This is a genomic window from Idiomarina sp. T82-3 (assembly GCF_001577655.1).
GTDB lineage: Bacteria > Pseudomonadota > Gammaproteobacteria > Enterobacterales > Alteromonadaceae > Idiomarina > Idiomarina baltica.
In genome coordinates this window covers 38,185-58,298 of the sequence record NZ_LSBQ01000006.1, presented here as the reverse complement: position 1 = coordinate 58,298, position 20,114 = coordinate 38,185, and the positions used below count along the sequence as shown (strand labels likewise).

Here is a 20,114-nt window from a genome sequence, read left to right as displayed (position 1 = left end):
GCTATAGTATGACATAGTTGCCAGCTCGCTGTTAATCATAAATCCTCTGTCGTCGCGTAGGTTTCCGCTCAATTATTGCGTCTCCATCATGCGCTAAGCGTACGTGTCGATATGACCATCGCTACTTTGCTCATCATCGTCATTGTCCTGCGCGCTACCCTGTTCACCCTCATGATGCTGTGCCGCCTGTTGCTGTCCATGCTCGGCGTCGCGAACGCCGACACTATTTTCCTGTTCCTCCTCAACCTCAGCCAGTTTCTGTGCTTTTTCTACCTGTTCAACTTTCAATTGTTCTTCATTGTGAGTTACAGGGATACGCGAATCTTTTGGTATTAAAGGGATCATTGCGTCGAAATTGACCATTGTGGCGGTCTCCAGTGGTTGCTCATCATGAGTTTAGACTATTGTCGACCAATTTTTATACGTCAATAGAGTTGCGTTCAGTGCTTTTTTTATTTATAGTGCTATACAACTTAACAGTTACATCCATTTTTTTAAGGAAGCGAACAAATGAACCTTAGCCAGCACCACCACCATCATCACTCGAAATCACTGGGCTAGCTACGTTTATTATTCAGGCTAGTCCATATTTTGACTAGCCTTTCGCATGACTATACAACCCTTCGAAAGGCAGCTTTCGAAGGGTTTTTTTATTATCAGGAGTAGATCAATGAGTGAACGACTTACTATTGCGATTCAAAAGTCAGGCCGTTTAAGCAAGGAGTCTTTATCTTTGCTTAATGCATGCGGTGTCAAGTTCAGCATTAATGAAGCACGCCTTATCGCCCACAGTACCAGCCACCCTATTGATTTGCTCAGAGTACGTGACGATGACATTCCAGGCCTAGTTATGGATGGCGTTGTCGACCTCGGTTTAGTGGGTGAAAACGTATTAGAAGAGGTCGCGCTTGAGCGCTCCGCGGTCAATGAAAATGCAGAGTATAAGGCTCTACGTAGCCTTGACTTTGGCGGTTGCCGCCTGTCCATTGCGGTGCCACGCGAAAGCGACTACAACTCTATCGACGATCTGCAAGGTAAGCGTATCGCAAGTACTTACCCGTACCTACTGCAACGCTACCTAAAAAATAACGGCATTAGCGCAAAGAATGTCGTTCTAACCGGCTCAGTCGAAGTCGCGCCACGCGCTGGGCTTGCCGATGCCATTTGTGATTTAGTATCGACCGGCGCCACATTAGAAGCTAACGGTCTCGTTGAGAAAGAAGTCATCTTTCGTTCACAGGCGCAGTTGATTCAAAACGCCAATCCATTATCCGCTGAAAAGCAGGCTATGATGGACCAGCTACTACCGCGAATTGACGGTGTGCAAATGGCGAAAGAAAGCAAATACATTATGCTGCACGCACCCAAAAACCGCCTGGATGAAGTCAACGCATTACTTCCTGGCGCCGAAACACCTACCGTACTGCCACTGAGTCACACTGATGAGCAAGTGGCTGTGCACGTCGTGAGTACAGAAAAGCTGTTCTGGGAAACAATGGAAGATTTAAAAGACCTTGGCTGTAGCTCAATACTCGTATTACCAATTGAAAAAATGATGGGATAATCGGTATGTTATCGCGACAAAGCATTGCCATCACACAATGGTCACAGCTTAGCAATTCAGAGCGACAAGCCACGCTTGCTCGCCCTGAACAGAGCCGCTCACTTGAGCTGAAAGAAACCGTGCGCTCAATCATTGAGCGCATGAAAACTGAAGGTGACGCAGCGTTACTTGACTACACCCGTCAATTTGATTGTGCAGACATCTCGCAATTGGTGTTAAACGGTGAACAGAAGCAAGCGTTACTGGCACAGGTTTCCGAGCGAGCTAAAGCGGCGATTGATAAAGCCTATGACAATATTCGTGCCTTTCACCTCGCGCAAACACCTGAAGATATTACGCTGAACACCTCACCAGGCGTGCGCTGCACACTAAAATACACGGCGCTTGAATCGGTCGGTCTTTATATCCCTGGGGGGTCGGCGACCTTACCTTCTACCGCACTCATGTTAGGCGTACCCGCACAGATTGCAGGCTGTAAAACCCGTGTACTGGTGACGCCGCCTAATAAACAAGGTCAGATGTCACCGGAAGTCGTCTACGCTGCAGAAAAATGTGGTATCGATACCTTAGTTATGTGTGGCGGTGCGCAGGCAATCGCAGCGTTGGCATACGGAACCGAGTCCGTACCTAAAGTTGATAAAGTATTTGGCCCGGGCAATGCGTTTGTGACAGAAGCAAAGCAACAATTAAGTCAAAACGATAGCGGCATTAGCATTGATATGCCGGCCGGTCCTTCAGAGCTGTTAGTGCTCGCTGATGACACCGCCAATGCGCGTTTTGTCGCTGCTGATTTATTATCTCAAGCAGAGCACGGACCTGACTCACAGGTTATTCTAGTCACACCATCAGCTGCGCTTGCCCAAGCGGTGCAAGCTGAGCTTGTTGCGCAATGCAATGCATTACCTCGCGTCGACATCGCGCGGCAAGCGCTTGCTTCAAGTCGGTTAATTGTCACTGAAAGCTTAGCCGAGGCGGTTGCTGTTACACAAAGTTACGCACCCGAGCACCTTGCTGTACAAACCGATGCGGCAGCAGCATTGAGTGAGCAACTAACTACAGCAGGGTCGATTTTTGTGGGTCACTATACCCCTGAGTCGGGTGGCGATTATGCAACTGGTACAAACCACGTCTTACCGACCTATGGCTACGCAAAAAACTACAGCAGTTTGGGGCTATTGGACTTTTATCGCCGCTACACGTTGCAAGAGGTGACTCGCGATGGTTTAGCTGATCTCGCTGACAGCATTACCACGCTCGCCGAAATCGAAGGCTTAGATGCGCATAAACGCGCCGTGACCATTCGCTTAGAGGCGCAGGAGGACAAAGTATGAGCTTAGCCGAACAGTTACAGCGTCCACACTTAAAAACCTTGGTGCCCTACGCGTCAGCACGGCGCTCGATGAGCGGCGGTTCAGTATGGCTAAACGCCAACGAGTCACCCTACGCATACGATTACACGCTGGATTGCTCGCAGTTGAACCGATACCCATCGTTTCAGTCGCAGCGCCTCAATCAAGCTTATGCGGACTATGCTAATGTTCGCCTTGAACAGGTATTAAGTTGCCGCGGGTCTGACGAAGCAATCGAACTACTTATCAAAGCGTTTTGCGAACCTAAACAAGACCGTGTGCTTATCTGCCCACCGACCTACGGTATGTATGCAATTTCTGCGCAAACGCATGAGGCTGACGTTGTCTCGGTACCGTTAACTTCGTCTTATCAACTCGATTTAGACGCTATCAAGGCGCGTTGCGCAGACGCTCGTCTCATTTTCTTGTGTTCTCCTTCCAACCCTGTCGGTAATCGGCTTGCGCAAGAAGATATCGAGGCAGTGCTTAAGTTCGCGACGACCAGTCTCGTGGTCGTTGATGAGGCTTACATCGAGTTTTGTGCCGAGGCGAGTGTCGTCGATTGGTTAGCGAAATATCCTAACTTGGTGGTGTTGCGTACTTTATCTAAAGCGTTTGCGCTCGCGGGAGCACGCTGTGGTTTTGCGCTCGCCAACGAGGACGTCATTACCGTATTGCAGAAAGTACTGGCGCCTTATCCGCTGCCAGACTTGACCATTCAAATTGCTAGCCAGGCGTTATCGCCTGTGGGCATCGAACGCGTTCAAGCCGACGTAACACGCACCGTCAAACAACGCCAGCGCATCCGCGATGAATTAGCGGAACTGCCAATGGCGTTAGTTGCCGAGAGTGAAACGAACTTTTTATTGTATCGTGTTGCCGATGCCGAAAGCCTCATGCAGACCATGCAGCAGAACGGTATATTAATACGTAATCAATCAGCACAAGTCGGACTCGACAACACAATACGCATCAGCGTCGGTAATGAACGAGAAAACACACTTGTTATTGATGCACTGAAACGCTTTTTTGGAGATATTCAATGAATCAGCAACGTTGGCTATTTATCGATCGTGACGGCACACTGGTGCTTGAACCACCTGTCGACAAACAGTTAGACAGCGTCAGTAAGCTCGAATTTGAGCCGAATGTGATCCCTGCCCTGCTTAAGTTACAGCAGGCGGGTTATCGCCTCGTCATGGTGTCCAACCAAGACGGGCTGGGGACAGACAGTTTTCCACAAGCCGACTTCGACGCGCCCCATGACTTAATGATGGCTGTCTTTGCAAGTCAAGGCGTGCGCTTCGACGACGTACTGATTTGCCCACACTTTGAGGAAGACAACTGTAGTTGCCGGAAGCCAAAACTCGGCTTGGTGCAGGATTACCTACAAAAAGGCCTTATCGACTTCACCGATAGTTATGTGATTGGCGATCGCGAAACGGACATGAAACTTGCAGAGAGTATGGGTATACGCGGTATTCGATATGACCGTGCCAACCTAGATTGGAACGCTATCGTGCGCGACCTGACCCAACGCTCGCGTTCTGCTAAGGTGATCCGTACCACCCATGAGACCGATATTCGTATTGCAGTTGACCTCGATAATGCAACACCGCGCTCATTTTCGACGGGTATTGGCTTCTTTGATCACATGCTGGAGCAAATTGCGACACACGCTGGCATCAGCTTAACCGTCAATGTGACAGGTGATTTACACATTGACGACCACCACACCATTGAAGATACGGCGCTGGCACTAGGTCAGGCACTACGCCAAGCCTTAGGTGACAAACGCGGTATTGGCCGTTTTGGTTTTGCATTGCCGATGGATGAGTGTCGTGCTGAGTGTCTTATCGATCTTTCAGGTCGACCTTACCTCAAGTGGCAGGCGGATTTCACGCGCGACAAAGTGGGCGAATTATCAACCGAAATGGTTGAGCACTTTTTCCGCTCGCTCACCGATGCAATGGCGATTAGCTTGCACTTGTCAACGACTGAGGGCAACACGCACCACCAGGTTGAAAGCTTGTTTAAAGTCTTTGGTCGCGCGCTGCGTCAAGCCGTGGCAAAAACGGGCGACCAACAGTTACCTTCAAGTAAAGGAATGCTCGCGTGAAAATTGTAATTGTCGATACCGAGTGTGCGAATCTCACCTCGGTAAAGTTTGCCATTGAGCGCCTAGGCTATCAGCCTGTAATTACTGACGATGAGGCGATCATCGGCGCCGCTGATCGCGTCATCTTGCCGGGTGTGGGAACAGCAGCTGCAGCGATGCGCAATCTGCAACGTAAACAGTTAATTGAGCCCATCAAAGCGCTCACCCAACCTACATTGGGTATTTGTCTTGGTATGCAACTGATGACAGCACACTCTGAGGAAGGTGACGTGGAGTGCTTAGGCTTAATTCCTGCGCAAACTAAACGTATGCAGGTCGGTGATAGACCTTTGCCGCATATGGGCTGGAATAACGTCTGTGCAACCAACACCAATCCGTTGCTCGATAATGACACCGAGCCTTATTGTTATTTTGTTCACAGTTACGCCGTTGCAAAAGATGACTACACCATCGCCACCTGTGATTACGGTGATACCTTCGCGGCCATGATCCGCAAAGATAATTTTATCGGTGCTCAATTTCATCCTGAGCGCTCAGGTGCGGTCGGTCGTGCCATGCTTAAACGTTTCTTGGAGAACGCATTATGATGATTCCTGCATTAGACTTAATTGGTGGCCGGGTTGTGCGCCTCTATCAAGGTGACTTTAATCAACAAACCACCTTCGACATTGATGCAGTGGAGCAGGCGCAAAGCTACCAAGCTGCGGGGGCAGAATGGCTACACTTGGTCGATTTAGATGGTGCGAAGAACCCGCAAAATCGCCAACTCGAAACATTGCGTACAATTTGCACAGCGACCACTTTAAACTGTCAGGCGGGTGGCGGCATTCGCAGCACCGAAGATATCGAAGAAATTCTTGCCTGCGGTATTAAACGAGTAGTCATTGGTTCAAAGGCCGTTACCGATCCGGAACAGGTTGAGGCTTGGTTTAAACAATTTGGCGCTGAGAAAATCGTACTCGCACTTGATGTCAATATTGACGCGGATGGCATTGCGCGTGTTGCGACTCATGGTTGGCAGTCATCCAGTGAAGTGAAATTAGACGACATACTCAAACGTTTCTCCGCATTGGGTTGCACCCATGTATTGTGCACCGACATCAGCCGTGACGGCACCATGCAAGGCAGTAATGTGGCATTGTACGAAGCGTATAAAAAGCGTTTCCCAGCCATTCAATGGCAGGCATCGGGCGGGGTTAATAGTCTCGAAGATATTCAACGCTTGAAAGCCGTCCAGTGTGACCATGTCATCTTAGGTAAGTCATTACTGACGGGTGCATTTAGTTTAGAGGAGGCGATCCAATGTTGGCAAAACGCATCATCCCCTGCTTAGATGTTCGTGACGGTCAAGTCGTCAAGGGCATTCAATTTCGTAATCACGAACTGATCGGCGACATCTTACCCTTAGCAAAACGCTATGCGGAAATAGGCGCTGATGAATTGGTTTTCTACGATATTACGGCATCCTCCGATGGTCGCACGGTCGACAAGAGTTGGGTTGAACGCGTCGCGCGCGAAATCGATATTCCGTTTACCGTCGCAGGTGGTATTCGTACGCTGGCTCATGGTCGTGAGCTCCTTTCCATGGGCGCTGATAAGTTGTCGATTAACTCGCCTGCACTGATGAACCCTGAACTGATCAATGAGATGGTCGATGAGTTTGGTCAGCAATGTGTCGTCATTGGTATTGATAGCTATTTTAATGCGGACAGCGGTGAATACGAGGTGCATCAGTTTACCGGTGACGAGAGCAAATCACGTCGCTCGCAGTGGCAGACCAAAGATTGGGTCAACGAGGTCATCGCGCGCGGTGCCGGTGAGATCGTTCTCAACTGTATGAATCAAGATGGTGTACGAAAAGGCTATGATGTCGAACAACTGGCATCAATACGACGTCACTGTTCAGTGCCGCTGATCGCGTCTGGTGGCGCAGGTGCCATTGACCATTTTACCAATGTATTTAAACAAGCCGATGTTGATGGCGCCTTAGCCGCTTCGGTGTTTCATAAGAATATCATCGCCATGGCGGAGCTGAAGCAACAACTGATTGACGAAGGCATCGCTATTCGTCCAATCGAACAAGGAGTTTTGTAACATGCTAATTACTGAAAGCACGGTAGACCAACTTGCTTGGGAGAAAATGAATCAGCTTGTTCCCTGTATTGTACAGCATGTCCTAACCGGCGAAGTACTTATGCAAGGTTACATGAACCGCGATGCATTGCTACAAACCTTGCAGACCAAAGCGGTGACCTTTTACAGTCGTAGCAAGCAGCGACTTTGGCAAAAAGGTGAGCAGTCGGGTCATGTTTTACAGTTCACTGGCGCTTACCGCGACTGTGACAATGATTCGATTCTTGTCCAAGCAATACCGCAAGGACCGACTTGCCACTTAGGTACGCGTTCATGTTTTGCCGAAGCGCCTGCACCCTTTTTAGTGCAGTTAAACAACATCATTAAAGCGCGTCGCAGCGCCTCACCTGACGAAAGCTACACCGCAAAACTATTAAGCCAACCCATTAAGCGTATCGCTCAGAAGGTGGGTGAGGAAGGTGTTGAGGTTGCGCTTGCCGCCACTGTGCAGGATGAAGATGAATTACTTAATGAAAGTGCCGATTTACTTTATCACCTACTGGTGACTTTAGAAGCGAGTGATTTGAGCCTCGAACAAGTGCTTGAGGTACTACACCAACGCCACCGTTAAGTGGCGTTGTTGACTGTTTGCTCGAACTGCTTGCGCTCGTAATGCTTAGATACGTAGCGCAAGCGGATGGTGAGCATCACCGCGGCGACTGTTAAGCCACTAATAAAGCCAATCCAAAAGCCCGCGGCCCCCATGCGAGGCACCCACCAGTCAGTGCGTCCAAGAATGTAGCCGACTGTTAAGCCGAATGGCCAATACGAGATAAACGCCATGATCATCGGCCATTTGGTGTCTTTGTATCCCCGTAAGGTTCCCATAGCAACGGCTTGAAACGTATCCGACATCGTAAAAATCGCCGCCAATCCCATCAGCGTTGCGGCAAGATTAATAATCGCGGTATCAGGCGTATACAAGCTTGCCAGCCAAGCACCACCTAAATACATGATGATACCGTTAACCGCGGCGAATACCATGCCGAATACCATCGCAATTTTAAAACTCAGCATGGCATTTTTGGGCTCACCAGCGCCTAAAGCAAAACCCACTCGAAGTGTCACGGCCATCGAAATGCTCAATGGCACCATATATACCAACGAGCTGATGTTCAATGCAATTTGGTGAGCAGATACCACTGTTGGACCTAATGGTGCAATCAGTAACGCCACTGCGGCAAATAGGCTGACCTCAAAAAACAGTGACATCGCTATAGGAAAGCCTATTTTTATAATATACGCCACGTCATCGAACTTAGGTGGATACCAGCGTCTGAGTAGGTGAAGCTTCTTATAACGACGACTGGTGAATACATAGATCGCCATCGAAATAGCCATGCCCCAAAACACCAAAGCCGATGCTAAACCACACCCTGCACCACCGAGTTCGGGCGCGCCAAAGTGACCGTAAATAAAGATATAGTTTGCCGGAATATTAATGAGTAACCCAATAAAGCCAATCACTAAGGATGGCATGGTATTGGATAATCCCTCACAGAAGTTTCTTAAAATCACATAAATAACAAAACCGGGTACACCCCACGCAATGTAATTAACGTAATCTAGCGTCACTTGCCGGAAGCGATCCTCCACCTCCATCCAATCAAGAATGTAGGGCGAAAACTGCAAGACCACCAAAGCTAACACGCCAAAAATAGCACACGCATACAACCCTTGCTGTAGCATGTTCGCCATGCGGCGATACTTCTTTGAGCCGTCAAAGTGCGAAACGATAGGCGCCAACGCGAGTGCAATACCAAACATCAACAAAGTGACCGGTACAAAAATACTGCCACCCACCGAAACGGCTGCCAAATCCACCGCATCTTTACGCCCTGCCATCACTGTATCGACTACGCTCATGAGCATCTGCGTCAGTTGCGCGACTAATATAGGGCCGGTCAGTTTAGCGAGCTTTCTAATTTCGTGCGTGTGTTTGGCCATGACTTACAACATCCTAAATAAAGTCAAGAATAAGTGGGTTAACCTCAGCCGGATGCGTAAGAGGTCCCATGTGTCCAGCTTGGACGGGTTTTACAGTCACTGATGTCAGCGCCGTGGATAATGCTTTAACCACCGCTCGCGCACTGCGACGTGTGTATTCACCTTGTAAAATCAATACAGGCGCTTCAACCTGCTGATAATCTTTAAGCGTTAGTTCATCATTTAATAGTGCGTCGAAATCCAGCGCAACTTTTGCCGCTTGCGCAACCATACCTTTTTGAACACGCTCTGGCAGAGCATCGAAATAACCGGGTTGGTTCCAGTAATCAATAAAGGTGCGCGTGCATTCTACCTCATCTTTCCCGTGCATCGCATCACTCACCTGCCGAATTTCTTGCATGCCAGGAGAATCTTCCTCCAACACATGAAAACTGACTGGCTCATACACAACCACGCGCTCAATATTAAAATGTTTTTGTTGCGCCATTTTTAGCGCAACCGCCCCACCGTAAGAATGACCAATCAAAATTAGCGACTGATTACCCAAGGTTGGCTTGAGTGCTCTTTCGATGCGCGTAATTTCTTGCTGCAAGCGAAAATGCGGCGCAGACTCCACGTCAGGCGCACGTCCGTAGCCCAATAAATCGATCCCTACAACGTTATAGTCATTGCTTAACGTTTGTTGCAGTATTTTCCATTGCGCGTTAGAACTTTGCGAACTGTGAAGCAATACACAGGTGCCTTTGACTTCGCCCTGCGAGGGCAGATAAGAAATTCCGGGTGCTAACTCCTGCACGTCAATGTCTCCTATAGCTGGCCAACAAAGATGCCGATTAAAATGCCCGCTTGCAGTAACAACACGCTGAATGTGCCGAGGACACCGACCGTACGAGGCCAGGACACACCTGCGTTAGAGGATAGACCCGCAGCGTGAGCAATACGAGCGATGGTCAACGCACCACCTAAGCCATAGATCCATGCACTGCCAACCCCACTAAACTCGATAAGAGCAAGCATCAACAACATCAACGGAACGTATTCTATAAAGTTACCGTGCGCGCGCACAGCGCGTTGTAATTCTTCAACTTTATTGGTCCCAATACCTACACGATGACGCCAACGGAGCTGAATAATGCGAACCGAAAGTACAACGTAGATCAATGCCAGAATACCAGCAAATAAACTCGTTACAGTGAGGGTTGCCATGATGTTCTCCGATAAATTAGTAACGCATAAAATTAAAAAGGCTCACCAGTGGGGTGAGCCTCTATCAAAGCCTTTCAGTGCAACTGTCTATTTAAGTAGCGCACCAAGTTCCTTGCTAACCGCTTCGACTGGCTGAGTTCCATCAATACGATGATACTCGGTGTCCGTTTCTTTTGCGAGTGATTGATAATATTCAACCAAAGGCTCTGTTTGCTCATGATAGACCGCTAAGCGTTTGCGCACGGTCTGCTCTTGGTCGTCTGGACGAATAACCAGCTCTTCACCGGTCTCATCGTCTTTGCCCTCTTCTTTAGGTGGGTTGTGTTTAATATGATAAACACGACCTGAACCTGGGTGTACACGACGTCCACTCATACGCTCAACAATCACGTCGTCAGGTACCGCAAACTCAAGTACGTAGTCAACTTCGATACCGTTTTCACGCATGGCGTCAGCTTGTGGAATCGTGCGCGGGAAGCCGTCGAGCAAGAAACCGTTTTGGCAGTCCGGTTCCGCGATACGTTCTTTGACTAGTTCGATGATGATTTCATCAGAAACCAGTTGTCCTGCATCCATCACTTGCTTTGCTTTCTTACCAAGCTCTGAGCCGGACTTGATTGCGGCTCGTAGCATATCACCCGTTGAAATCTGTGGGATACCAAAGGTATTCATCAAAAATTGAGCTTGAGTGCCCTTTCCCGCACCCGGAGCGCCGAGCAAAATAATGCGCATAAACAGCCTCGTTTATATTTGTATTCAAGTGTCTGAGGGGAACTTTACCCCGATGAGGGCGTTTTTACAAGAAAAGAGGCGCACAGCAAGCGTTTGTTGCTGTGCGCTATAGCGTGATTATGCGTTAAGCATTAACTTATTAAGACGAGCCACGAAAGACGCTGGATCCTTAAGGTTTCCGCGCTCTGCGAGCGTAGCTTGATCAAGCAGTACTTGAGCCCACTCGGCAAATTCCTCATCGTTCTTGCCTTGCATTTTTACGACTAAAGGATGATCCGGGTTAACCTCAAAAATGTATTTTGTTTCAGGTACTTTCTGACCCGCAGCTTCCATCAGCTTAGCCATCTGCGTGCTCATATCATTGTCATCGGTAATGATACACGCAGGCGAATTAGTCAAACGGTGCGTTACACGCACTTTTTTAACGCGCTCACCGAGTGCTTTCTCAAAGCGTTCTAACTGTTCTTTAAACGCTTCTTCTGACTTTTCTTGCTCGGCCTTGTCATTTTCATCATCTAAGTCGCCTAAGTCTAAATCGCCGCGCGTTACCGACTGCAACGACTTCTCTTTAAACTCAGTTAAATGGCTCATTAACCACTCGTCAATGCGTTCAGAGAGCAATAGTACTTCGATGCCTTTCTTACGGAAGATCTCAAGGGCAGGATTATTCTTCGCGGCCTCAAAACTGTCGGCGACGATATAGAAAATCTTGTCTTGGCCTTCTTTCATCCGTTCAACGTAATCATCTAAACTGACATTTTGAGTTTGCTCATCAGTATGTGTCGACGCAAAACGCAACAGCTCAGCGATGCGTTCCCGATTACCACTGTCTTCCGCAGGACCCTCTTTTAACACATTACCAAAAGTATCCCAGAAGCCTTGATATTGCTCGGCGTCGTCTTTTGCCAATTTCTTGAGCATCTGCAACACTTTCTTAGTACTACCATTACGCATTGAGCGAGTAATCTTGTTATCTTGCAAGATTTCACGGGATACGTTCAATGGGAGGTCATTAGTATCAATAAGACCTTTAACAAAGCGTAAGTAGGTCGGCATTAATTGCTCAGCGTCATCCATAATAAAGACACGCTTCACATAGAGTTTTACCCCCTGCTGTTGCTCACGATTCCAAAGGTCCCAAGGAGCTCGTTTAGGAATATAAAGAAGGCTGGTGTATTCGTGTGTGCCCTCAACCTTGTTATGGCTCCATAACAGCGGATCGTCAAAGTCATGCGCTACAGTCTTATAAAACTCTTTATATTCTTCGTCGCTGATATCGGCTTTATCGCGCGTCCATAAGGCTTGACCCGAGTTCACAGTTTCCCATTGAGCCTCTTGGGCAGGCGTCATAACTTCGCCGTCATCATTTTTTTGTTCTTCAACCGCTTCTTTCCACATTTGGACGGGGATACTCAAGTGTTCTGAGTATTTGTTAATCACCCCACGAATACGGAAGTCATCTAAGAACTCATCTGCATCTTCTTTCAAATGCAAAATAATATCTGTTCCGCGCTGCGACTTATGGGTGTCTGCAACTTCAAATTCGCCTTCACCCTTAGAGTGCCACTCGACACCATGTTCCGGTGACTCATAGGCAGAACGCGTACGCACAGTAACTTCGTCGGCGACGATAAATGCTGAGTAAAAACCAACACCAAACTGACCGATTAACTTACTATCTTTCGCCTCATCACCCGATAACTGACCGAAGAACTCAGCCGTACCCGACTTAGCAATGGTGCCTAAGTTAGTCATCACTTCGTCACGCGTCATGCCGATACCGTTGTCGCTTATTGTTAGCGTACGGTTGTCTTTGTCGATCGCGATTCGCACACGAAGCTCGCCATCTTCACCATACAACGAGTTATCGCTAAGTGCTTTGAAACGCAACTTATCGGCCGCGTCAGACGCATTCGATACCAGTTCACGTAAGAAGATTTCTTTATTTGAATATAGAGAATGGATCATCAGGTTAAGCAATTGCTTAACTTCTGTCTGAAATCCATGTTTTTCGGTTTGAGCGGCTTCCGCCATAATTGTGTTCTCCTACTTCAACCACCTTTTCATGTAAGAAATGGGGGCGATGTAGGCAATTTCAAGCGTCAACCAAATTTTTTACGTCCAGTGAATGCATGTCCAAGGGTAGCCTGATCAACATAGCCTAGTTCGCCGCCAACGGGCACACCATGAGCTATTCGAGACGTGTTTACATTCAAAGATTCGGCAATATCGGCGATATAGTGAGCTGTTGCATCGCCTTCTACGGTAGGATTAGTCGCCAAAATAATCTCTTCAATCACAGCGCTCTTAAGCTGTGCTTCGAGCTCATCAAGACCAATGTCCTCTGGGCCTATACCATCAAGGGGAGATAGGTGACCCATTAAAACAAAATAACGACCTTTAAATTGCGATGTTTGTTCAATAGCCAATACGTCAGCAGGTGTCTCTACTACACATAACGTACCTTGCTCACTGCGCGCGGGGTTGGCGCAAATACGACATAAAGGCTCTTCGGTCAGTGTGCGGCACTGTTGACAGTGAGCTACACGCTCAACTGCGTTGTGCAAGGAATCAGCCAAACGTTGCGCACCCTCTCGGTCTCGTTCCAATAGATGGAACGCCATACGTTGCGCCGTTTTTTTACCCACGCCTGGTAGACGTTTTAAATCGTCAACCAAGCGATCAATCGCGGGACTGATTCCTTCACTCATAGAATGAACCTAGAACGGCATCTTAAAACCAGGTGGTAGACCCATACCACCAGTGATTTCCGACATACGTTCTTTGCTCGTTTCCTCTACGCGACGGACTGCATCATTAGTTGCCGCTGCAATCAGATCCTCAAGCATCTCTTTATCATCGTCCATCAGGCTTTCATCAATTTCAACGCGCTTGATGTTGTGGTTGCCTAACATGGTTACTTTAACAAGACCTGCACCGGACTCGCCGGTCACTTCCATTTCAGCGATCTCTTGCTGGGCTTGCTGCATGCGCTCTTGCATTTGCTGCGCCTGCTTCATCATATTTCCCATACCACCTTTAAACATGGTCAAATCCTCTATTGCTAAATTTTATCGTGCGCTGATAGACGTTTCGTCAGTCACCGCGTCAAATGAATTCAATAACTCATTAAATCCCGAGTCATTCTGCAACCATAACTTCGCCTGCTCCAACCGGTAATGATCAATCGCCTGCTGAATTAGCAACGGCGTGCTCATTTGTTGAGAGCCAACCAAAAAGCGGTACTCCCCTTGTGCCGACAACACTTCGCATAAGGCCTCTCTGGCAAGGGCTACCGTTTTTTCACTTAATAAACTTTGCTGTTCTTCAGTCACCCAAATACACCACTGTTGATGACCTACTTTTTCCAACACCGAATTTAGCAAGAGTTGTCGAGTCAAGCCTTGTACCGCTGTCGCATCGACCAGCGCAGCCCAGCTGTCTACATCGGCTGCGCGTCGTGTCGACGAATCAAACCGCTGTTGTATGTGACTCAGACTAACTGGAGTCGTTTGCACAGGCTCAGCATGCTGTTTATCGGGCTGTCTACTTGGTAAATGAGGCTGTTCGGACGGCGTTTCAATATCTATTTCAGAATTTTTTTTTTCCGGCTCTTGATGACCAGACAAGTCCTGTCGCATGTTCAACAGTGATGCTAGTCCTTCATCAGGCGCAACCGAGTTATCTTCAGCAACACCCTCTGCTGGTCTCGACATTCTATGTTGAGCGGCTTGCGCTTCAATATCGCGCTGCTGAGCCTCCAGTGCGGACGTATCATCAGCTTCGCTCTGTATCGAAGTATCGCCACTGTGCTGACCTGCGTGAGCTGCTTCTTCAGCCTGCTCCGACTGCGTTATTGTGTCTAAATTCGATTCAGGCGGACGTGTTAAAGCCTCCTCGCCTGATTCGGGATTCTCGAACGTAAAAGATAGCAGTCGCAACAATGTCATTTCGACAGCGCTCTGCGGGTCCACCGCATAAGGCGCCTCTTTTTTGCCCTCTATTACGATCCGATAATATAACTGCAGTACTTCTGCGGGTAACTTTCGCAGTAATGCTTCAGTCGTGTTGGTTTTGTCCTCAGCGCCCATCATGGCAGGAATTTGCTGTATTAACGCGATCCGGTGTATAACACGCTGTAATTCGTTAAGAATCATTAACGGATCAGGTACCAAACTTTTTAATTCATCAAATTTTTCGAACACTGAACCGCTATCACCGCTCGCGAGCGCATCCAAAAGGGGATGTACATGCGCATCAGCGAGGTGTCCAAGCATACGCTGCACAGATTCAACTTGAACTTTACCCTGCCCTTGCGCTATCGCTTGATCAGTGAGGCTTAATGCGTCACGCATACTACCTTTGGCTGATTGCGCCAATAAGGTTAAGGCTTGGGCATCATGAGGTACATTTTCATTTTCTAGAACATATTCAAGTTGCCCTACAATTTGCTCACGATCGAGCGCACGTAAATTAAATTGCAAACAGCGTGACACCACCGTCACTGGTAGTTTTTGCGGATCCGTCGTAGCTAAAAGGAACTTAACGTGCTCAGGAGGCTCTTCTAAGGTTTTTAGGAGTGCATTAAAACTATGGCGAGAAAGCATATGTACTTCGTCTATTAAATAGACCTTATACCTTCCACGCGTTGGACGGTATTGTACGTTATCAAGCAACTCTCGCGTATCTTCAACTTTAGTACGCGAAGCAGCATCGACCTCGATAAGATCAACAAACCGACCTTGCTCTATCTCTTCACAACTTGGGCATTCTCCACACGGTCGAGCACTCACCCCACGTTCACAATTCAGCGCCTTCGCTAAAATACGCGCGATGGTGGTTTTACCCACACCACGTGTGCCGGTGAACAGATAGGCGTGATGCAGTCGTTGCTGTTCAAGTGCATGGAATAAGGGCTCGAGCACGTGCTGTTGACCCACTACTTGATCAAACTGCATCGGGCGCCATTTACGAGCAAGCACTTGATAAGCCATTAACCGCCTCTTAATTGATTAGAATCGACACAAGGTATAGCACGATATGCCAAGATCCTGCAATTTTTGTTCGCCTGGAAGATCATCTAATGTTATGACGAATGCAGCCTCTAACAATTCCGCTTGAGTCCGAGATAGAAGCTTTGCCGCGGCCGCGACTGTCCCGCCAGTAGCGAGTAAGTCGTCCATCAAAAGAACTCGTTGGGGCTCTTTAAATGCACATTCTTGTATCTCGAGTGCATCCTCGCCATACTCCAACGCATAGGTCTCTTTGACCACAGGCCCAGGTAACTTTCCTGGCTTACGCAACAAAGTCAGCCCACAACCGAGCCGTTGCGCAAGTGCTGCACCAAAAATAAAGCCTCGCGCTTCTACCGCCGCAATTTGGTCAATGCCTAGCCCTTGATAGCGTTGCGCAAAAGCCTCGATGGTCGATTTGAACGCATCTTTAGACTGCAACAACGGTGAAATGTCCCTAAAGGTAATTCCTGGCTTAGGGTAATCTGGGATTGCTCGAATACTATCCCGGATAGACTTGATCAAATCCATAGTTATCCTTAAGCAACCGAACGTTTTGTGTAATAGCTCACCACATCACACAAAAACTGTGCCTGTAACGGTTTACTCAAACAGCGCGTAGCACCATGTTTAAGCGCTAAAGGCTCTACCTCTGTCACGTCTTGTGTGGTAACAAACAAAATCGGCGTATGGTGGTATTGGCCAAGCTGACGTAAGTTTTTAAGTAACGTGAGACCGTCCATTAATGGCATTTTATGATCAATGATCAAGAGATCAAAACAGCCCTCTTTGGCTTGTTTTAATCCGTCTAAACCATCGTTCGCAAACACCAGGTTGATATCCAAGCTAGACAAACTGCTTCCAATATCAGCTCGTGTATTGGCGTTATCGTCGACCACGAGCGTAGAAATCGTCATAACATTAAGGTCCTTTTCAGGAACGCACGTAGTCTTTACGCACCGATCAATTGAAAAAAGCGCAAAACTAGTGGGAGACATCCTGCGAAAACAAAAAGTAAGACGGCAATCAACAAAAATTTACCGCTTGAAGGATCTTTATAATTGTTACTACCCATGAAAATTCCTCCGAATAAAGTCGGCGCTGATCATACTCTAAATCTAATCGTTATAAAAGTGGCTGACATAGGTGAATATAGGCAAAAAAAAACCCCGCGAATGCGGGGTTTCTATCAACTTAAGCTTTATAAATCGACGCCTTTGCGTTTCGCTGTGGATTGGATATAACCTTTCCAACTGCGCGCACTACGACGCTGATTGCTAAACTTAGCCGCTTCGTTCACATAAGTCAGTGCCTGACGATAATCGCCACCATAGAAGAATGCTTCTGCTAGTGACATGTAGATACGACCTTTATCATCACCCTGTGCATAATCTAATGCATTTTTGAGCGGAGTCGTCGCAGCTACATACTGCTCGTTTTGCACTAGCAGGTTACCCTGCTTACGCAAATACTCGCCTTTGTTATCACCGTCATCTGCCAACTCAGCGGCTTTACCGTACCATTTTGCTGCTTGTGCAAGCTCTTTAGCGCGGTGAAAGCTATTCGCTGCGGTAGAGTAGTTCTTAGCTGTACCCTCAATATCGCCTGACTGGATGTGTTTTATCATCGTCGTCGCAGCTTTATAAGGGACGCCCTCGTTATCATAGAGTTGAACCAATAACTTAAATTGGTTTTCCTCTTTCAGATAACCCGCTAAATACGCAATTTCCATTGTCTGCAATGCTTTTGCAAGGTTCTCCTTGAGCATATACATTTGTGCAAGTTGCGGCCACCACGAGATCGTCTCAGGCAACACATTTAAGCCTTCCTCGACCGTCGAAATAGCTTTGTCGTACATCTTACGTTCAAAGTAAGAGGCCATCAGTAGCGTATAATAGTCTTTCTTCGGCTCATCCGCATACTTCAGTGCCGCTTCTGCATAAGGTACGATCTTAGCGAATTCCTTTTGTTGATAATAAGCATTAGCAACATAGAACAAGGACTGAGGATCCATCTCACCAGTGAATTCGAACCATTTCTGTAAGTAAGTCACTGACTGCTCGAATTTTTCCTCTTGCAGACTCAGTTGTCCCACTAACTTCAAAACAGCCGCTTGGTCACTCCATCCGAGTACATCTTCGTCAGCCGCGTTTTTCAACATTGGCAATGCTTCATCGGTACGCTCTGCTTGCGCATAGAGTGTACCTAAGAAACGACTTAGATAAGCTCGATCGTAACCCTCTGTATCTGGCAATTCTTCCTCAAGCATAGTGATAGCTGCTTGTAACTGCTCTTGCTCGTACAACTCGAACGCATCCATGATCGCCCGACCAACGCGCTGTGAGGCGACTTGGTTTTTACGAGCTTTCTTCTGCGCTTCAACGGTTTCTTTACTTGGCAAATCAAGACCGAGGTCTTGAGCGGCTACCGGAGCGGTAGCCACAACCAAGCCAAAAGCAAGGGCAGTAACAAATGTCTTCATTACAGTTTTCATTTCTTATTGCCCATCCATGTTGAAGTCGAGCTGAACAGTCATACCTTCTTGACGAACAGGCTTACCGTCTACGACCTTAGGCTTGTACTTCCAACGCAATAACGCGCGGCGTGCCTCTCGGTCGAACACTCGACGAGGTTCTGAGTCAATTACTTCAACGTCGGTAACACCACCTTGTTCGTCGATAGTGAATCTCAACTGTACCCAACCTTCGGTGCCATTACGCGCCGCAGAAGGTGGATAACGAGGCTCAATTCGAACGATTGGCGTAGCATCACCATCTTGGTTCAACAAGTTGCCGGGGCCTGACAAACCAGTGTCAGCGCCACCCACATCGACGTCGAAGCCCATACTCATGTTCATACCACCCGAATCTGAAGTATCTGGTTCAGACTGCGGTGTCTCAGGCGGAGCCTGAGGCGGCGGTGGTGGCGGCGGAGGAGTTCTCCGGCGCTCTTGAACGTCGGACTCTGGCGGCGACGTTACGATGTCAATGACCGGAGTGGGAGGCGGAGCTTCGTTACTCTTAGCCCCCCCACCGATTAAGTAAGCCATAAAAGCAAACAGAGCAAACGTAACGGCCGCACCTAGTATTAAAGATACTAAAAAGCGCACCATATTAGTTAGTCTCCGCTGCTATGGATATCTTATCGATACCCGCTTCCTTAACCTGGTCCATGACTTCTACAACACGACCATGCTCAGCTTTCTTGTCTGCCTGAATAACCACTAAGTCAGTAGGTTGCTCAGCAAGCATACGCTCAAGGTTTGCTGCCACGCGTTCTACGTCAACTTGACGCTTATCCATCCAGACTTCACCTGTGTCGCGAATCGCGATAAAGATGTTAGCTGAAGGCTCCTTGTTGGCCTGGTTTGCTTCAGGTTTATTCACCTGAATACCAGCCTCTTTAACGAAAGAGGTTGTTACGATGAAGAAGATCAACATGATGAATACGATGTCCAGCATCGGCGTCATGTCAATCGCTGCATCTTCCTCTTCACGAATACGATTTCTTGCCATAGTAATACTCTCTTAGTGATGTGGCAGACTGTCGACCAAGTTCTGCTTAGCGCGACGAACACGACTCTCGAGTCGGGTCGCAAAGAACATACCGGATAACGCTGCAACCATACCCGCCATAGTCGGGATAGTTGCCATCGAGATACCCGACGCCATTAGACGAGGGTTACCGGTACCTTGCACTGCCATGATCTCGAATACGGTAATCATACCGGTTACTGTACCGAGCAGCCCCACTAAAGGACAAAGTGCAACACAAGTTTTAATCAACAGAATACGTGCATTCAATTTATCGTTCGCTTCGGAAATCCATGCTTCGCGGATTCTATGTGCGTACCATGAGGTGGTATCTTTACGAGCATCCCAACGTGCGATGATATCTTTTCGCAATTTAGGGAAAGCACTCGTTAAGTACCAATAACGCTCAATCATCAGTACCCACATTAGAAAGAGTACCCCCATGACGACGTACAATACGTCGCCACCGGTCGCAATAAAATCCCTGATAGATTCCCATAGTTCCATCAGGTAAAGCAT

General features: G+C 47.9%; 23 protein-coding genes. 8 read left to right on the top strand and 15 right to left on the bottom strand.

The genetic code is table 11. The features are described 5' to 3' along the window. Window positions 1-93: 93 nt before the first annotated feature. A complete protein-coding gene (locus tag AWU56_RS05525) occupies window positions 94-363 on the bottom strand; it encodes a hypothetical protein (protein ID WP_286681974.1) in 270 nt (89 codons plus the stop codon). A gap of 307 nt (window positions 364-670) precedes the next feature. Here AWU56_RS05525 and hisG point away from each other — a divergent pair, with 307 nt between their 5' ends. From hisG to hisIE, 8 genes are read left to right on the top strand one after another with little or no spacing between them, the layout of a single operon-like run. After that, entirely contained in the window at window positions 671-1,564 is an 894-nt protein-coding gene (gene hisG / locus AWU56_RS05520; protein ID WP_006956515.1) for an ATP phosphoribosyltransferase, read from the top strand. Window positions 1,565-1,569: 5 nt separating this feature from the next. Continuing rightward, window positions 1,570-2,895 carry a histidinol dehydrogenase gene (gene hisD, locus AWU56_RS05515; protein WP_286681973.1) on the top strand — a complete coding sequence of 442 codons (1,326 nt, stop codon included), beginning with the start codon at window positions 1,570-1,572 and terminating at the stop codon, window positions 2,893-2,895. Beyond that, complete coding sequence (hisC, locus tag AWU56_RS05510) at window positions 2,892-3,959, top strand: histidinol-phosphate transaminase (RefSeq protein WP_286681972.1); 1,068 nt, start codon at window positions 2,892-2,894, stop codon at window positions 3,957-3,959. The genes hisD and hisC overlap by 4 nt, the downstream gene beginning before the upstream one ends. Next, entirely contained in the window at window positions 3,956-5,032 is a 1,077-nt protein-coding gene (hisB, locus tag AWU56_RS05505) for a bifunctional histidinol-phosphatase/imidazoleglycerol-phosphate dehydratase HisB (RefSeq protein ID WP_286681971.1), read from the top strand. Before hisC ends, hisB begins: the two co-directional genes overlap by 4 nt. Then, window positions 5,029-5,619 (top strand): imidazole glycerol phosphate synthase subunit HisH, encoded by a 591-nt coding sequence (gene hisH, locus AWU56_RS05500; protein ID WP_286681970.1) that lies wholly within the window; start codon window positions 5,029-5,031, stop codon window positions 5,617-5,619. The genes hisB and hisH overlap by 4 nt, the downstream gene beginning before the upstream one ends. Next, on the top strand, window positions 5,616-6,365 hold the full coding sequence (hisA, locus tag AWU56_RS05495) for a 1-(5-phosphoribosyl)-5-[(5-phosphoribosylamino)methylideneamino]imidazole-4-carboxamide isomerase (RefSeq protein ID WP_286681969.1): 750 nt from the start codon (window positions 5,616-5,618) through the stop codon (window positions 6,363-6,365). Before hisH ends, hisA begins: the two co-directional genes overlap by 4 nt. Beyond that, a complete protein-coding gene (gene hisF, locus AWU56_RS05490) occupies window positions 6,335-7,126 on the top strand; it encodes an imidazole glycerol phosphate synthase subunit HisF (RefSeq protein WP_286681968.1) in 792 nt (263 codons plus the stop codon). The genes hisA and hisF overlap by 31 nt, the downstream gene beginning before the upstream one ends. 1 nt (window position 7,127) lies before the next feature. Continuing rightward, window positions 7,128-7,736 carry a bifunctional phosphoribosyl-AMP cyclohydrolase/phosphoribosyl-ATP diphosphatase HisIE gene (gene hisIE / locus AWU56_RS05485; protein WP_272977457.1) on the top strand — a complete coding sequence of 203 codons (609 nt, stop codon included), beginning with the start codon at window positions 7,128-7,130 and terminating at the stop codon, window positions 7,734-7,736. On the opposite strand, the gene AWU56_RS05480 is transcribed toward hisIE, so the two are convergent. The 14 genes from AWU56_RS05480 to AWU56_RS05415 form a co-directional block, all read right to left on the bottom strand. Next, on the bottom strand, window positions 7,733-9,112 hold the full coding sequence (locus tag AWU56_RS05480) for an MATE family efflux transporter (RefSeq protein WP_272977458.1): 1,380 nt from the start codon (window positions 9,110-9,112) through the stop codon (window positions 7,733-7,735). The two genes, hisIE and AWU56_RS05480, sit on opposite strands and share 4 nt — an antisense overlap. Before the next feature lie 13 nt (window positions 9,113-9,125). Further along, window positions 9,126-9,908 carry an alpha/beta fold hydrolase gene (locus AWU56_RS05475; protein WP_286681967.1) on the bottom strand — a complete coding sequence of 261 codons (783 nt, stop codon included), beginning with the start codon at window positions 9,906-9,908 and terminating at the stop codon, window positions 9,126-9,128. 11 nt (window positions 9,909-9,919) lie between these two features. Further along, window positions 9,920-10,318, bottom strand: coding sequence for an MAPEG family protein (locus AWU56_RS05470; protein ID WP_286681966.1), 399 nt, complete (start codon window positions 10,316-10,318; stop codon window positions 9,920-9,922). Between the two features lie 87 nt (window positions 10,319-10,405). Beyond that, a complete protein-coding gene (adk, locus tag AWU56_RS05465; RefSeq protein WP_006956504.1) occupies window positions 10,406-11,050 on the bottom strand; it encodes an adenylate kinase in 645 nt (214 codons plus the stop codon). Between the two features lie 117 nt (window positions 11,051-11,167). After that, window positions 11,168-13,084 carry a molecular chaperone HtpG gene (gene htpG, locus AWU56_RS05460; RefSeq protein WP_286681965.1) on the bottom strand — a complete coding sequence of 639 codons (1,917 nt, stop codon included), beginning with the start codon at window positions 13,082-13,084 and terminating at the stop codon, window positions 11,168-11,170. A 68-nt stretch (window positions 13,085-13,152) separates the two neighbouring features. Continuing rightward, window positions 13,153-13,761 (bottom strand): recombination mediator RecR, encoded by a 609-nt coding sequence (recR, locus tag AWU56_RS05455; RefSeq protein ID WP_286681964.1) that lies wholly within the window; start codon window positions 13,759-13,761, stop codon window positions 13,153-13,155. Window positions 13,762-13,770: 9 nt separating this feature from the next. Then, window positions 13,771-14,097 carry a YbaB/EbfC family nucleoid-associated protein gene (locus AWU56_RS05450; protein WP_006956501.1) on the bottom strand — a complete coding sequence of 109 codons (327 nt, stop codon included), beginning with the start codon at window positions 14,095-14,097 and terminating at the stop codon, window positions 13,771-13,773. A 24-nt stretch (window positions 14,098-14,121) separates the two neighbouring features. Next, entirely contained in the window at window positions 14,122-16,044 is a 1,923-nt protein-coding gene (gene dnaX / locus AWU56_RS05445) for a DNA polymerase III subunit gamma/tau (protein WP_006956500.1), read from the bottom strand. A gap of 18 nt (window positions 16,045-16,062) precedes the next feature. After that, window positions 16,063-16,593: an adenine phosphoribosyltransferase gene (locus AWU56_RS05440; RefSeq protein WP_286681963.1), complete on the bottom strand. Its 531-nt coding sequence runs from the start codon at window positions 16,591-16,593 to the stop codon at window positions 16,063-16,065. An 8-nt stretch (window positions 16,594-16,601) separates the two neighbouring features. Further along, window positions 16,602-16,979, bottom strand: a complete 378-nt coding sequence (locus tag AWU56_RS05435; RefSeq protein ID WP_006956498.1) for a response regulator — start codon at window positions 16,977-16,979, stop codon at window positions 16,602-16,604. Window positions 16,980-17,263: 284 nt separating this feature from the next. Beyond that, window positions 17,264-18,544: a tetratricopeptide repeat protein gene (locus AWU56_RS05430; protein ID WP_006956496.1), complete on the bottom strand. Its 1,281-nt coding sequence runs from the start codon at window positions 18,542-18,544 to the stop codon at window positions 17,264-17,266. A gap of 15 nt (window positions 18,545-18,559) precedes the next feature. Beyond that, complete coding sequence (locus AWU56_RS05425; RefSeq protein ID WP_006956495.1) at window positions 18,560-19,174, bottom strand: energy transducer TonB; 615 nt, start codon at window positions 19,172-19,174, stop codon at window positions 18,560-18,562. A 1-nt stretch (window position 19,175) separates the two neighbouring features. After that, window positions 19,176-19,577 carry an ExbD/TolR family protein gene (locus AWU56_RS05420; RefSeq protein ID WP_006956494.1) on the bottom strand — a complete coding sequence of 134 codons (402 nt, stop codon included), beginning with the start codon at window positions 19,575-19,577 and terminating at the stop codon, window positions 19,176-19,178. A gap of 12 nt (window positions 19,578-19,589) precedes the next feature. Then, window positions 19,590-20,114: a MotA/TolQ/ExbB proton channel family protein gene (locus AWU56_RS05415; RefSeq protein WP_006956493.1), complete on the bottom strand. Its 525-nt coding sequence runs from the start codon at window positions 20,112-20,114 to the stop codon at window positions 19,590-19,592.

Bases quoted from the DNA above. Each gene is read 5' to 3' on its own strand.
- dnaX (WP_006956500.1), bottom strand. From the start codon at position 16,044: ATGGCTTATCAAGTGCTTGCTCGTAAATGGCGCCCGATGCAGTTTGAT.
- htpG (WP_286681965.1), bottom strand. From the start codon at position 13,084: ATGGCGGAAGCCGCTCAAACCGAAAAACATGGATTTCAGACAGAAGTT.
- AWU56_RS05420 (WP_006956494.1), bottom strand. From the start codon at position 19,577: ATGGCAAGAAATCGTATTCGTGAAGAGGAAGATGCAGCGATTGACATG.
- hisIE (WP_272977457.1), top strand. From the start codon at position 7,128: ATGCTAATTACTGAAAGCACGGTAGACCAACTTGCTTGGGAGAAAATG.
- AWU56_RS05435 (WP_006956498.1), bottom strand. From the start codon at position 16,979: ATGACGATTTCTACGCTCGTGGTCGACGATAACGCCAATACACGAGCT.
- AWU56_RS05480 (WP_272977458.1), bottom strand. From the start codon at position 9,112: ATGGCCAAACACACGCACGAAATTAGAAAGCTCGCTAAACTGACCGGC.
- hisA (WP_286681969.1), top strand. From the start codon at position 5,616: ATGATGATTCCTGCATTAGACTTAATTGGTGGCCGGGTTGTGCGCCTC.
- AWU56_RS05450 (WP_006956501.1), bottom strand. From the start codon at position 14,097: ATGTTTAAAGGTGGTATGGGAAATATGATGAAGCAGGCGCAGCAAATG.
- AWU56_RS05470 (WP_286681966.1), bottom strand. From the start codon at position 10,318: ATGGCAACCCTCACTGTAACGAGTTTATTTGCTGGTATTCTGGCATTG.
- hisF (WP_286681968.1), top strand. From the start codon at position 6,335: ATGTTGGCAAAACGCATCATCCCCTGCTTAGATGTTCGTGACGGTCAA.
- AWU56_RS05430 (WP_006956496.1), bottom strand. From the start codon at position 18,544: ATGAAGACATTTGTTACTGCCCTTGCTTTTGGCTTGGTTGTGGCTACC.
- hisD (WP_286681973.1), top strand. From the start codon at position 1,570: ATGTTATCGCGACAAAGCATTGCCATCACACAATGGTCACAGCTTAGC.
- AWU56_RS05525 (WP_286681974.1), bottom strand. From the start codon at position 363: ATGGTCAATTTCGACGCAATGATCCCTTTAATACCAAAAGATTCGCGT.
- AWU56_RS05415 (WP_006956493.1), bottom strand. From the start codon at position 20,114: ATGCTTTACCTGATGGAACTATGGGAATCTATCAGGGATTTTATTGCG.
- hisC (WP_286681972.1), top strand. From the start codon at position 2,892: ATGAGCTTAGCCGAACAGTTACAGCGTCCACACTTAAAAACCTTGGTG.
- recR (WP_286681964.1), bottom strand. From the start codon at position 13,761: ATGAGTGAAGGAATCAGTCCCGCGATTGATCGCTTGGTTGACGATTTA.
- hisG (WP_006956515.1), top strand. From the start codon at position 671: ATGAGTGAACGACTTACTATTGCGATTCAAAAGTCAGGCCGTTTAAGC.
- hisB (WP_286681971.1), top strand. From the start codon at position 3,956: ATGAATCAGCAACGTTGGCTATTTATCGATCGTGACGGCACACTGGTG.
- AWU56_RS05440 (WP_286681963.1), bottom strand. From the start codon at position 16,593: ATGGATTTGATCAAGTCTATCCGGGATAGTATTCGAGCAATCCCAGAT.
- adk (WP_006956504.1), bottom strand. From the start codon at position 11,050: ATGCGCATTATTTTGCTCGGCGCTCCGGGTGCGGGAAAGGGCACTCAA.
- AWU56_RS05425 (WP_006956495.1), bottom strand. From the start codon at position 19,174: ATGGTGCGCTTTTTAGTATCTTTAATACTAGGTGCGGCCGTTACGTTT.